Origin of the sequence: Bacillus sp. FSL W7-1354, from assembly GCF_038002405.1 — a bacterium.
Taxonomy (GTDB): domain Bacteria; phylum Bacillota; class Bacilli; order Bacillales; family Bacillaceae; genus Bacillus; species Bacillus paralicheniformis.
Genome location: NZ_JBBOCL010000001.1, coordinates 1,153,594 through 1,168,955, shown reverse-complemented (window position 1 = coordinate 1,168,955; position 15,362 = coordinate 1,153,594). Strand labels below are relative to the sequence as shown.

Genomic DNA, 15,362 nt, shown 5'->3' with positions numbered 1-15,362 from the left:
ATTCATGGCGCAAGAGACAGAGATTCAAGATATTTATCCATTGTCATATATGCAGGAAGGAATGCTGTTTCATTCACTGCTTCACCCCGATTCAAACGCCTATATTGAACAAATTTCCTTCACCATCAGCGGTGATTTGTGTCTGGATTCATTTCAGAAGAGTCTGGATCTATTGATTGAACGTTACGACATTTTCAGAACGATTTATATAAAAGAGGTGCCTGATCTGGACGGGCCGCAGCAAGTCGTTCTATCACACCGAAAAGTAGCTGTTCAGACGGAGGATATTTCTGCCTTGACGGCTGAACAACAGAATACGTTGATAAATAGCCGCAAACAAGCAGATCGGCTTCAACGGTTCGATCTGCAAAAAGGTCCATTAATGCGGCTGACCCTTTATCAAACAGGAGAAAAACGGCATACATGCGTATGGACCCACCACCACATCATGATGGATGGATGGAGCTTAGGTATTGTGCTGCAAGATTTTTTCCATATGTACTACGCTCTAAGAAACAGCCGGCCTTTCCGCCTTGGGAAGCCGGCGCCTTACAGCACATACATGACTTGGCTTCGCGGTCAGAATAGAGAAAAAACAGCTGCCTTCTGGTCCGATTATTTGGAAGGGTACGGGGAGTCTGTCTCTGTCCCCGGTTCAAAAAGCAAAACAACAGAAGGCGGTTATACACCGAGACACCTTCAATACTCACTCAAGCCGGAAACGGTTGAAAAACTTTCCGATTTAGCAAGGCGATTGGGCGTGACGTTAAACACATTGTTTACAAGTATATGGGGCTTGCTTCTGCACCGCTACAACGCGACTGATGACGCTGTATTCGGCGCAGTTGTTTCAGGGAGGCCTTCCGCCATTGACGGAATCGAATCAATGGCCGGATTGTTCATTAACACGGTGCCTGTCCGGATTCGCTCTTCCGCGGGTATGTCATTTTCTTCACTCGCCAAACAAGTGCAAAAAGACATCCTGACTTGTGAAGATCACGGCTATTATCCGCTCTATGAGATTCAAAACGAGAGCGGCTTAAACAAAGACCTGGTCAATCATATCCTTGTATTTGAAAATTATCCCGTCCAAATGCAGAAAGAGGTTAACGGCTGGGAAGAATCGGAGGAAAACGCTCTTCATCTTGATCATTTTTCCACGTCAGAGGAAACCAATTACGACTTGAATATTGTCATTGTTCCCGGTGAGACCTTTTACATAAAATTCAGCTATAACGCCGAGGTCTATGATCAAACCGACATACTTCGGCTTCAAGGGCATGTAAAAGAAGTGATCGATTGTATACTATCAGATCCCGATCAATTGATCACAAGCATTGATCCCGTGCCACTCGCTGAAAAAAAACTGATTCATTCCTTTCACGGCAAACAGCGAACTTATCCGGATCAAACAGTTTATGAGCTGTTTGAAGAGCAGGCCGCCAAAACACCGAAACAAGAGGCGCTCAGATTCAATGAAACAAGCTGGAGCTACCGTGAATTAGATGAGCGAGCTAATCAAATCGCTCGTGCGCTAAGGAAAGAAGGCGCAGGTCCAAATCAAGTTGCAGCTGTTATGCTGCGCCGCTCAAAAGAAACTGTCGCAGCTCTTCTCGGCATCTGGAAATCGGGCAGTGCGTATATGCCGCTTGATCCGGATCATCCGCCTGAGCGGCTCTCGTTTCTCTTACGCGACAGTCAAGCCAAATGGCTCGTTACGCAACAAGAACTGCTCCCTTTTATCCCTGCGGATTACAAAGGAAAGATTGTCACAATTGAAGAAACAGACGCGGAACCAAAAGCCGCTCTTTCAGCACAGTCACACAGCGAAAATTGGGCCTACATCATTTATACATCAGGGACAACGGGGCAGCCCAAAGGGGTGCTCGTCAGCCACAGAAGTATTTCCAATACATTGCAATGGAGACGGGAAGAATACAGGATGACAGACCGAGATATCGCGCTCCATCTCTTTTCATATGTGTTTGACGGGTCAATAACAGGTCTGTTCACACCGCTTCTGTCAGGCTCCTGCGTCTTGCTGACCGATGAAGATGATGCAAAAGATGTCGTGGCTATGAAACAGCTTATCGCCCAACACGGCGTCAGCCATCTGCTCTTCGTTCCTTCCTTATACCGCGTACTGCTGGAGACCTTGACAAAAACAGACGCGGAAACACTCCGGGCTGTGACATTCGCCGGGGAAGCCGTGACACCTGATTTAATCACCGTAAGCCGCGAGATTTGCAGCAACGCCGAACTGATAAACGAATACGGACCGACAGAAAACAGCGTGTCAACGACGGTGCTGCGGAATCTTCAGAAAAGCGAGCGATTGACAATCGGACGGCCGGTTGATAATACATCTGTCTATATTATGCACGGGAACCTCCTTCAGCCGATCGGTGCTGTCGGTGAATTATGCATTTCAGGAAAAGGCCTTGCTGAAGGGTACTTTCAGCAAAAGGAATTGACAGATCAAGCCTTTACCGCCCATCCCTTTCATGAAGGAGAACGGCTGTACAGGACAGGGGATAAGGCGCGCTTTTTGCCGGATGGAACGATCGAATACCTTGGACGCCTGGATCACCAAGTAAAAGTCAGAGGATTCAGAATAGAACTAGGAGAAATTGAATCCGCACTTCGCGGTATTTCCGGGGTAAAAGACGCGGCGGCACTCGTACGCACCACAGCAGATGGAGAACAGGAGCTTGCGGCTTATGTTGTGTTGCAAAAGGAAACAGAGCGCTTGGACCTGCATAGAGCCCTTGCCGGGAGATTGCCGGCCTATATGATGCCTGACAGCTTTACAATACTGCCCAAAATGCCGCTTACAACGAGCGGAAAGCTGGATCGCTCCGGTCTCCCGGAACCGGCACATTCAGGCGGGACAGACGTCATGCCGAAAGCGCCCCGCACTTTGCTGGAAACAGAGCTTATGTCGATTTGGCAAGACGTGTTGAAGCGGGAGCGGATTAGCATACATGATGATTTCTTCCAATTGGGCGGTCAATCTCTTAAAGCGGCGGCGCTTGTCTCAAAAATCTATCAGCGGCTTAATGTTCAGCTGCCGATTCGCGAAGTCTTTTCATATCCGACGATTGCCAGCATGGCTCCTGCAATAGAACGGGTCAAAAGTGAGACCCGTCCGGAGATAAAACCGGCGCCGGAAAAAAATCTGTATCCTTTGTCTTTCGCGCAAAAAAGGCTCTATGCCCTGCATCAGCTGGCAAAAGACAGTACAAGCTACAACATGCCCGCTTGCTTGGAACTCTGCGGAACACTGAACCGAAAGCGATTGAAAGAAACTTTTGCATCATTAATCGACAGACATGAGGCGCTGCGCACTTCGTTTGTTTTACAGGACGGGGAGCCGATGCAAAAAGTCGTATCATCTGCCGAAGTGAAATGGACAGAGTTGCACATCCAATCCGAGAAATCGCTCAATGAAGTGTTGGAATCGTTCGTTCAGCCGTTTGATCTTGAAAGAGCTCCGCTGATCAGAGTCTGTTTAGCCGCGTTGAACAAAGACCGGCATTTCTTCCTGCTTGATATGCATCATCTCATTGCTGACGGAATGTCAATGAGCACGTTTATTCGTGAATTCACGGCCATTTACAGCGGGAAAGAGCTGCCTCCATTGACACTGCAATATAAAGATTTCGCTGTATGGCAAAATGAACAGTTTTCAGCCGGGGCATTCGGCAGCCAAAAACAGTACTGGCTGGAAGTGCTGAAGGGAACGTTGCCGGTGCTGGACTTGCCGCTTGATCAAAAACGGCCGCTTCTCCCCGATTTTAGCGGAGACACTTTGACCACGCATATTGACAGGGAAACAGGGGCAAAGCTGCGCCAGTTAATGGATGAGACCGGTTCAACGTTATATATGGTATTGCTGGCTGGCTTCTCAGTCTTTCTTTCTAAACTGAGCGGCCAAGAGGATATTGTCATCGGTTCGCCGGCACATGGCCGAGAACGCGCAGAACTTGATGGCGTGATCGGGATGTTCGTGAATACAATGGCGATGCGAAGCAAGCCTGAAGGGAATAAAACAGTCCGTACATATTTGAAAGAGATCAAAACACTGACACTTGAGGCTGTTGACAACCAATATTATCCGTTTGAGGAGCTCGTCCAACACATTGACGCCCCACGAGAAGTGAACCGCAACCCGCTTTTTGACGCTATGCTGGTGCTTGAAAACAGCGATGATTTCAAGGTGGAATTACCGGAACTGACGCTTTTATCACATAAACTGCCGCATCACTCGTCAAAGTTTGATTTGACTTTGCATGCCGAAGAACAAGATGACGGTACGATCAGCTGTCATTTTGAGTACAGTACCGCCTTATTTGAAAAGGCAACGGTCGCGCGCTGGTCTGATCATTTTAAAGCGCTAATCGGCAGCATGTCGGCCAATCACGACATGAAACTGTCCGACATGCAAATGCTGACTCCGAAAGAACAAAACATGCTGATCAATGCTGCAGGAGAAACGGCTGAATACCCGAGACAAGAGAACATCGCGAGTCTATTTGAAAAACAGGCAATGGCCGCTCCGGATCAAATAGCCGCCGTGATCGATGATCGGCAGCTGTCTTACCGGGAACTTGATGAAAAGGCTGAACGGACAGCTGCTGTGTTGAATGAACATGGTGTCGGTTCAGGGCAAGTGGTCGGTTTAATGACAGACCGTTCACTCGATATGCTGGTTGGGATTCTCGGCATCTTAAAAGCGGGAGGCGCCTATTTGCCGATCGACCCTGATTATCCAGCTGAACGGATCCGCTTTATGCTGAATGACAGCGGGGCCAAACTGCTGCTTACTCAATCCGGACAACAATGGGAAGAACCTATAGACATACCTGTTTTATATATTGACGAGGCAGAAAAAGCCGCAGCGAAAAGGCGGCGCCAGCCGATATCAGCCGAACAGCCGGCATATGTGATCTACACATCAGGAACAACAGGAAAGCCAAAAGGTGTAGTGATTGAACACCGCAATGTGGTCAGCCTGATCAAACATGACGAGCTGCCTTTTTCATTCGGATCCCGGGACGTCTGGACACTGTTCCATTCCTATTGTTTCGACTTCTCGGTTTGGGAAATATTCGGCGCTCTTTTACACGGCGGAAAAATTGTCATTGTCCCGAAAGAAACCGCCCGCGATCCCCATGTCTACCGGCGGCTTTTACAAAAAGAAGGCGTGACTGTGCTAAACCAGACGCCTACAGCTTTTCACGGGCTTATCGATGAAGAATTAAGGCATTCGGACCGCTTACAGCTCCGCTATGTCATCTTCGGGGGAGAAGCCCTGCAGCCCGGGATGCTGATGAACTGGATTGAGAAGTATCCAGAAACGGATCTCATCAATATGTACGGCATTACCGAAATAACGGTGCACGCCACGTATAAAAAGCTGACTCGAACCGATATGAAACACAATAAAAGCAATATCGGAAAACCTCTGGCAACCCTACAAGCCTATGTCGCGGACGCCTATATGAACCTGCAGCCTGTCGGTGTGCCGGGAGAACTGTATATCGCAGGCGCCGGAGTCGCAAGAGGCTATATCAACAGAGAAGAGCTGACCGCTTCCCGATTCATCACAAATCCATATGTCGGAGGTCAGCGCCTGTATCGTACGGGAGACATCGTCAAAAGGATGCCAAACGGCGAGCTGGAATATGTCGGCAGAAAAGATGCGCAAGTGAAGATCAGAGGATACCGGATTGAGTTGGGAGAAATCAGAAGCGCCCTTCAAGAACTGCCTCCAATCAAGGAAGCAGCAGTCATAACAAGAAATGACAAAGACGGACAGCAATCGATCTATGGATATGCGGTAACGGCGCAAAGCCTGAATGAAGCAGAGATTCGTACATCTCTCAGAACGCTCCTCCCGGAATACATGATACCCGCGCGGATCATACAGGTTGATGAACTGCCACTGACAGCTAACGGCAAGCTCGACGAAAATGCGCTGCCAGAACCGGCGGCCAATCAGGGCGCAGGTGAAGATATAAGCCCAAGAAACGATATTGAACAGATGATGGCTGAGATTTGGGAAGAGCTCTTAGGAATGGAGGGGCTCGGTGTGAACGCCCATTTCTTTCACCTTGGCGGAGATTCTATTAAAGCGCTGCAAGTATGCGCAAGGCTAAAGCAGCGAGGCTATGAAACAACGGTTCGCGAGCTGTTTAAACATCAGACGCTTGGCGAGCTGTCAAAGCGGGTAACGAAAGTCCGGCGCGAGATTGATCAAGCGCCCGTCAACGGCGAAGTGCCGCTGACGCCTGTACAGCACTGGTTTTTCTCACAATCTTTGTCACACGATCACTTTCATCAATCTGTCATGCTGCACAGTTCCGCGCGATTTGATGAAACAGCTCTGCAAAAAACGCTCGCCCATATCGTGGTCCATCATGACGCATTGCGGATGGTATGCGGATATCAAGACGGAGTTTTAACACAGTACAACAGAGCCGAAGAGCTTGCCAAAGAGGAGCTGTTTTCGTTTGAACTGCTTGATGTAAGAGAAGCAGGATCATTAGCTCAAGAGCATGTGATGATTGAAAGGGCCGCGGAACATATTCAGAAATCGATTCAGCTTCAGACAGGGCCGCTTGTTGCAGCCGGCGTTTTTCGCGGATCGGACGGCGATCATTTGCTGCTTGTGATTCATCACCTTGTCATCGACGGAGTATCATGGCGCATCCTCTTCGAAGATTTAACCGCCGGATACAAACAGGCCCTGGCGGGAAAAGAAATCGTGCTTCCGGAAAAGACAGATTCCTATCAAACCTATGCCAAGCGGCTGACTGATTACGCAACAAGCCGACAGCTATTACGGGAAATAGATTACTGGACTGAAAGGGAAAAAACAAGAGTTGAACCGCTTCCGAAAGATGCCGAAACCATTACGAATCTGCTGCAAGATACAGACACCATAGACATTCGGCTGACAAAACAAGAAACAGAGCGTCTGTTAACGGCTGTAAACAAGCCGTATACGACAGATACAAATGACATATTACTCGCCGCGTTAGGTCTTGCGCTTCACAAATGGACCGGCAATGATCGATTCAAAATCAGCTTAGAAGGCCATGGAAGAGAAGCGCATTTGGAGGATATCGATATCAGCCGGACGGTCGGCTGGTTTACCTCGATTTATCCTGTTTTACTCGATGCAAGCCTTCCGGAGTCCGCAGATGATCATGAGCGTTTCGGCTACCACATCAAGCGGACAAAAGACATGCTGCGCCGTATTCCGTATAAGGGCGTTGGCTACGGGGTGCTGAAATACATCGGCGGCATGTGGGAACCTGAAGATTTCCAGCGTCCCGACATCAGCTTTAACTATTTGGGACAGTTTGACGAAGATATCAAGTCGAGCGGATTTCGCGTTTCTCCCGTCAAAGCGGGGCATGAGATCAGTCCGGATTGGGAGCGGCCTCATCTTCTCGATATCAGCGGCGCCATATCTTCAGAATGTCTCGTCATGCACTTTGTCTACAACCGGCTTCAATATGAGAAAGAAACAGTACAAGCTCTAGCAGACCATGTTCAATTTTTTCTCAAAACGATCATCAAGCATTGCACAGAAAAAGAAAACCATGAAAAAAGTGCAACAGACTTCACTGATGAAGATTTAACTTTGGAGGAACTAAGCGACATTATGGGAGCTGTCAATAAATTATAGAAAAGGAGAGTCGCTGATGGTGCAGCAACCGGAAATACAAGATATCTATCCTTTATCTTTTATGCAGGAGGGCATGCTGTTTCACTCGCTATTGGATCAGGAATCTAGAGCCTACTTTGAACAGGCATCATTTACGATAAACGGCTCGCTTGATACAGAACGGTTTCAAAAAAGTTTAGACGCGCTGATTGAACGCTATGATATTTTCCGCACTGCGTTTATACACAAAAATGTGGCAAAGCCGCGCCAAGTCGTGTTAAAAGAGCGGCAAAGCCGCCTTCAATTTGTTGATATTTCTCATCTGGACGAGGCGGCTAAAGAAACATTTGTCGATCAATTCGAACATGACGACAAGAAAAAAGGATTTGATCTGCAAACAGACCCTCTTATGAGAGTATCTATCTTAAAAAGGGCACACGAACAATATCATTGTATTTGGAGCCATCATCACATTTTAATGGATGGCTGGTGCTTTGGTATTGTGATGAAAGAATTTCTTGCGATTTACAAGGCTTTAGGAAAAGGGCAGCTTCCTGATTTTGAACCGGTTCAGCCGTTCAGCAAGTATATTAAATGGCTGATGCGACAGGATCGAAAAGAAGCTGAAGCCTTTTGGAAAACAAGGCTTGTCGATGTCAAACAAACCGCATCACTGCCCAAAACATCATCATCCTCAAAAGGAAAGCTTGAGCAGATGGCATTTACCCTATCTAAAGAACAGACTGAAGGGCTGCGAAAATTGGCCTTGCAAGCAGGCGCGACGCTGAATACGGTTTTTCAGGCATTATGGGGAATCATTCTGCAAAAGATCAACCGCTGTGATGACGCAGTCTTCGGTTCCGTTATTTCCGGGAGGCCGTCTGATCTTGAGGACGTAGAAAAAATGGTCGGGCTTTTCATTAATACCATTCCCGTCCGGGTCCAAAGCGGGCCGGAGTCCTTTTTGACATTGGTCAGCCACTTGCAACAGGAGTCACTGAAAGCGGAAGCGTACAGTTATTATCCTTTATATGATATTCAGGCGCAAAGCACGCTGAAACATGAGCTGTTTGACCATATTGTCGTATTTGAAAACATACCGGCCCAGCGCGAAATTGAAAGTCTGAATCAAGCTGATGCATTCGATTTCACAGTCGATGATTTCGATATGGATGAAGTTACCAACTATGGATGCAGCATTAAAATCATTCCGGGAAGCTCGCTTTATATTCGCATAAATTTTGATATCGGACTGTATGATCCAGCCATGATGAAAAAAATCGAACTGTATTTACGCCATATCATAGGCTCTGTCATCGCTGATCCCAATCAACAAATCGCACAAATTGCATTGCTTGGCGAAGAAACTGCCAAAAAGATGCTGTACGAATTCAATCAAACAGAGCCCGCTGCACCTTTAGCGCCGACGCTGCATAGCTTTTTCACCCGCCGTGCAGCTCTGTCGCCGAACATGCCGGCGCTTCGTTTTTCCGGCGGTACCTTAACATATCGAGAGCTTGATCAGTATACCAATCAGCTCGCTGTCCGGTTGAAGAAAAAAGGCGTTGCCAAAGAAAGTGTGGTCGGCGTGCTCGCTGACCGTTCACCAGAGATGGTGATCGCGGTGCTGGCTGTTTTGAAAGCCGGCGGCGCTTACGTGCCGCTTGATCCAGACTATCCTGAAGAACGGCTCAGATACATGCTCGCCGACAGCGGCGCCAAGCTTCTCGTCACAGGGCCGGGTTTGTCCGTCTCCGGTTTTGCCGGTGAGACGCTTGAAGTCAACCTGTCATCGTTTCAAGCGGAGACAGCGGAGACCGAATCGGTTTGCGTTCATACAGATGGCGGCTCACTCGCCTATGTCATCTATACATCCGGTTCAACCGGGACACCGAAGGGCGTCGCGGTTGAGCACCGACAGGCTGCCGCCTTTTTGTCCGGGATGCAGCGACAGTTCCCATTAACTGAAGATGATGTCATCGTGCTCAAGTCATCGTTTTCATTTGATGCTTCGATCTGGCAGTTGTTTTGGTGGATGATTCCCGGCGCCTCCATGTATTTGCTTCCGCAGGGCTGGGAGAAAGATCCCGCTTTAATGACAGAAGCCTTCACAAACGAAGGAGTGACAACGGCGCATTTTATCCCGGCGATGGCCAACAGCTTTTTAGACCAGGTCGAGATGGAAACAGAGGAGAAAAGGACAAGCCTTGCGAAAACCTTGAAACGCGTATTCGCCGGAGGTGAAGCGCTCGCTCCCCAGACAGCCGCCCGATTTGCCCGGTCTTTGCCGGAGACTGCGGTCATTCACGGCTACGGGCCGACAGAAGCTACGGTGGATGCCGCATTTTTTCGATACGACCACGAAAAAGACAGGGAACGGATGCGGCTTCCGATCGGAAAACCTGTACCGGGAGCCCGTCTTTATATTTTAGACAGTGAGAAAGCTGTCCAGCCCATAGGGGTGGCCGGAGAACTGTATATCGCAGGCGCGGGTGTCGCAAGGGGCTATTTGAACCGTCCGGAGCTGACAGAAGAACGGTTTCTCGATGACCCGTTTTATCGAGGGGAACGCATGTATCAAACGGGCGATCTGGCGAGATGGCTCCCGGATGGCACCGTTGAATGGCTGGGCCGCATGGACGGCCAAGTGAAAATCCGCGGCTACCGAATCGAACCGGGAGAAGTCGAAGCGGCGCTTCGCCAGATCGACGGCGTGCGGGAAGCGGCGGTTGTCGCCCGGACAGAAGGGGAGGAAACCGAGCTTTGCGCCTATATTGAAGGTCAGGATCAAAAGACCGCAAGGACAGAACTGGGCAAACGCCTGCCGGCCTATATGATGCCTTCATCATTCATCGAGATGCGTGACTGGCCTGTCACACCGAGCGGAAAGCTTGACCGCAAGGCGCTGCCCGCTCCCGACGGAGCGGCTGAACGACGCGCTTACACCGCGCCGCAAACCATCACGGAAATGAAGCTCGCCAAGCTTTGGGAAGAGGTGCTGAAATACGGCCCTGCCGGCACTCGCGACCACTTTTTTGAACAAGGCGGCCACTCGCTGAAAGCGACAGCGCTCGTCTCCCGCATTGCCAAAGCGTTTGGCGTGCAAGTGCCGCTGAAGGAGATTTTTGCCAAGCCGACACTGGAAGAGCTCGCCGCCGTGATTCAGGAATTGGATGAAAGTCCGCATGCGGCGATTGAACCGGCAGATAAACAGGACACCTACCCGGTGTCCTCGGCGCAAAAGCGGATGTATGTCCTTCAGCAGCTGGAAGACGGCGGTGTCGGCTACAATATGCCGGCTGCGCTTAAGCTGACAGGACCGTTCGACCGCGCCCGGCTTGATGAAGTATTCAGGCAGCTGATCCGCCGCCACGAATCGCTCAGGACGTCGTTTGAAACCGGGGCAGACGGCGAGCCTGTCCAGCGCATCCATGATGATGTCCCGTTTCAGCTGATGGAGTTGGCCGCGGCTGAAGACTTTGTCCGTCCGTTTCGACTTCAAGAAGCGCCGCTTTTCCGCGCCGCTCTTGTGAAGGAAGCGGAGGAGAGCCACCTGTTGTTGGTGGACATGCATCACATCACTTCCGACGGGGTGTCTGTCGGCACCTTAATCCGCGAATTCAGCGAGCTGTACGCCAACCGGATGCTTGCCCCGCTGCGGATTCAATATAAAGACTACGCCGTCTGGCAACAGGCATTCAAACATGGGGAGGCGTACAACAGACAGGAAGCCTATTGGCTGAAGCAGCTCGACGGAGAGCTGCCGGTACTGGAGCTTCCGGCCGACAACGCCCGCCCGGCGGTGCGAAGCTTTGCCGGAGATCATGTGTCCTTTTCACTTGATGCGGACACTTCATCCGGCCTATACAAGATCGCCCGCGACAACGGATGCACCCTGTATATGGTTCTTCTCGCCGCGTACAGCACGCTTCTTGCCCGGCTCAGCGGACAGGAGGATATCATCATCGGTTCGCCGATCGCCGGAAGGCCGCACAAAGACTTAGAACCTGTCATCGGCATGTTTGTCAACACATTGGCGATCAGAACGCAGCCGGCAGAAAACAAATGTTTCAGCGATTTCTTAAAGGAGGTCCGCGAAACGGCGCTTGAGGCGTTCGAGCATCAGGATTATCCGTTTGAGGAGCTTGTCGACCGGCTTGATGTCGTCCGTGATATGAGCCGCAATCCGCTGTTTGACGTTATGTTCGCTCTGCAAAATATGGAGCGGGAATCACTGACTCTGCATAACTTGCATTTGACGACTATAGCTCATGACGCCCATAAAGTCTCTAAGTTTGATATGACTCTTTATGCAGCTGAAGAAGATCAAGAGACAATCCGTTTTGATGTTGAATTCAATACAGACATCTATCAAAAACAAACGATCAAGAAATGGCTTTCCTACTATATTCATATTCTCCATCATGTGATCGAACATCAGAACATTCATCTCGGAGATATCCATGTATTAGATGAACATGAGACAAGCTCATTCATTCACACATTTAATCAGACAAAACAAGACTACCCGAAACACGAAACGATCAGCCGTTTATTTGAATATCAAGCAGCCAAAACACCTCACGCCCCGGCCGTTATATATGACAGACAAACCTTGACTTACCGTGAACTAAACGAACGCGCCAACAGAATAGCCGCTGCGCTTCGAGCAAATGGCGTCGGTTCAGAAAGTGTTGTCGCACTATTAACAAGTCGCACCCCTGAACTTGCGGTCGGAATTCTAGGTATTTTAAAAGCCGGCGGAGCCTATCTTCCCGTCACTGAAGACATGCCGACAGAACGGCTGGAATGGATGTTGTCTGACAGCAATGCTGTGATGCTCCTCCAATCAGATCGATTAGAATCTCATATGGCAGGAAAACGGTTATTCATAGAAGACATCCAGCTTGAGGTCGGCATTTCAGCAAACAATCCCGAACAGCAGGGCGGTCCTGATTCTCTCGCTTATATCATGTATACATCCGGATCAACCGGCACGCCAAAAGGCGTAATGGTTGAACAGCGCGGCGTCGTCCGTCTCGTAAAAAACAGCGATATGGCATTTTCACCTGAAGACAGGATTTTATTGACAGCGTCATTGGGATTTGACGCGATGACATTTGAAGTATTCGGACCGCTATTAAACGGTGCTTGTTTATACATCAGTGACAAGGAAACTTATTTAGATTCCGATCGGCTCAAGACATTCATACAGCAGAACGGCATCACGACTTTATGGCTGACATCATCCTTATTTAATCAATTATCAGAACAAAATGAACGAACATTTTCCGACCTGTCCAGATTGATTCTCGGCGGAGAAGCCCTGTCGCCAAACCATGTCAATCGCGTTCGCAACGCGGCGCCGGATCTCGCGCTATGGAATGGCTACGGCCCAACGGAAAACACAACATTCTCAACGTGCTTCCGGATTGAACACGAGTATAAGCATTCCATTCCGATCGGCCGCCCAATCGCTAATTCAACCGCTTATATTGTCAACAGCCGCGGGAGATTGCAGCCTATGGGTGTCATCGGAGAATTATGCGTTGGCGGGGACGGGCTAGCCAGAGGCTACTTCGGGAGACCTGAACTGACGAAAGAAAAATTTGTGCCAAATCCCTTCACACCTGGTGAACGAATGTACCGGACCGGTGATTTGGCCCGCTGGCTGAAGGATGGGTCGATTGAATATATCGGCCGGATGGATGATCAAGTAAAAATTCGCGGCTACAGGATTGAGCTGGGAGAAATTGAAGCAGCATTGCGGCAGATTGACGGTGTCAAAGAAGCCGCCGTCATCGTGCGAACCGGTCCCTCAGGACATAAAGAACTCCTTGCCTATATGAGTCTGCAAGCGGAAATGAATATCGAGAAAGTCAGATCCCTTCTTTCTCAGCAATTGCCCGGGTTTATGATCCCGGCGCATTTGGTTGAGCTTGCCGCCTTGCCTCTGACACAAAACGGAAAGCTCGACAGAAGAGCGCTGCCTGAGCCGGAGACCACAGCAATCAACACAGCATACGCCCCTCCGCGCAACCAGCTGGAGGAACGGCTTGCCGTGATCTGGCAAGAGGTGCTCGGCGTTGAAAAAGTCGGGATTGAGGATTCGTTTTTTGAACTGGGAGGCGATTCGATTAAAGCCCTCCAAGTATCTGCGCGCCTTGGACGGTTTGACTTGAAAATCACGGCAGGCGACTTATTCCGCCATCCAACTATTAAAGAAGCCGCGCCTCTCATCCGCAAGACTGAGAGAAATATAGATCAGCGGCCGATTGAAGGAGAAGTACCTTGGACGCCCGTTCAGCGCTGGTTCCTCGCACAGCATATCGAAAAGAGGCAGCATTTCAACCAATCTGTCATGCTTCATAGCTCAGAAGGATTTCAGGAACAGCCGCTTCGAACAGCTTTACAGCATCTTGTCATCCATCATGATGCCCTCCGCATGACAATCATCGATGACGGCGGCCAGCTGCAGCAATTTAACAGGGGAATTCATGGAGAACTTTACAGCCTGAACATAAGAGACCTTTCTAAAACGGCACAATGGGAGAAGATGATTGAAGACGAAGTCGCTGATTTGCAGCGCAGTATCCATTTGCAAACAGGCCCACTGCTAAAAGCAGGCTTGTTCAACACAATGTCGGGAACTTATTTATTTCTCACCATTCATCATTTGGTCGTCGACGGGGTCTCATGGCGGATTTTGCTTGAGGATTTATCGGCAGCATACAGTCAGGCGGCCGCAGGACAACCGGTTCAGCTTCCGCGGAAAACGGACTCATACCAATATTTCGCAAACCGGCTTGCCGAATACGCAGAGAGCAGCAAGGTCATTCGCGAACAATCGTATTGGCGCACTGTTGAAAAAGAAAAAGCCGCTTTACTTCCTTGTGAAAAACCGCATAGCGCTGCGGACAACATTCGGAAAACGGAAAGCTTTACCCTTTCCGAAGAAGACACACACGTTTTAATCCACAAGGTTAACAACGCCTACAACACAGACACCCAGGATATTCTGCTGACGGCAGCATCATTAGCCCTGTGTGATTGGATGGGAGAGAGGAAACTGCGGATCGCGATGGAAGGACACGGGAGAGATCACACCCTACCTGAATTGGATATCAGCCGGACAGTCGGCTGGTTTACCACAATATATCCTGTGTTGATTGATTTACATCATGCAGCCGAAGGCGAGTTGGGGCTGGCAGTGAAAACAGTCAAAGATACACTCGGCAGAATACCGGACAAAGGAATGGGATACGGCATTTTGAAATATTTAACATCCTCTGAAAACAAAACAATCCAGTTCGGCAAAGCGCCTGAAATCGGTTTTAATTATTTAGGGCAATTCAATGATACAGAACGCCAACAAAAGTTCAGCTTTTCGGGGCTTGCAAGCGGGAAAGACATTACACCTACATGGCAGCGTGAGCAAACGCTGGAAATGAGCGCCATGGTAAGGCAAAATCAGCTGCATTTCAATTTGAGCTATCCGCCAAGCCGGTTCCATAAAACAACAATGAAACAGCTGCTGCACATGGTGAAACATAATTTGCACCAAATCATCAAACATTGCGCACATAAACAAGAAACAGAGAAAACGGTCAGCGATTTTAGCAGCCAATCGTTAACAGCGGAAGATTTGGACAATATTGCGAGCTTTGTCGAGGAACTGTAGGAA

At 49.3% G+C, this 15,362-nt stretch carries 2 protein-coding genes; both read left to right on the top strand.

Going from position 1 to position 15,362, the window contains the following annotated elements:
* Nucleotides 1-4: 4 nt before the first annotated feature.
* Nucleotides 5-7,699, top strand: coding sequence for an amino acid adenylation domain-containing protein (locus tag MKZ04_RS05965; protein ID WP_341045521.1), 7,695 nt, complete (start codon nt 5-7; stop codon nt 7,697-7,699).
* Between the two features lie 16 nt (nt 7,700-7,715).
* Nucleotides 7,716-15,359, top strand: coding sequence for an amino acid adenylation domain-containing protein (locus tag MKZ04_RS05960; RefSeq protein ID WP_341045520.1), 7,644 nt, complete (start codon nt 7,716-7,718; stop codon nt 15,357-15,359).
* Nucleotides 15,360-15,362: the final 3 nt, after the last annotated feature.

What these genes read in the sequence shown, in the direction of transcription:
- MKZ04_RS05965 (WP_341045521.1), top strand. Translation starts at nt 5, where the DNA reads ATGGCGCAAGAGACAGAGATTCAAGATATTTATCCATTGTCATATATG.
- MKZ04_RS05960 (WP_341045520.1), top strand. Translation starts at nt 7,716, where the DNA reads ATGGTGCAGCAACCGGAAATACAAGATATCTATCCTTTATCTTTTATG.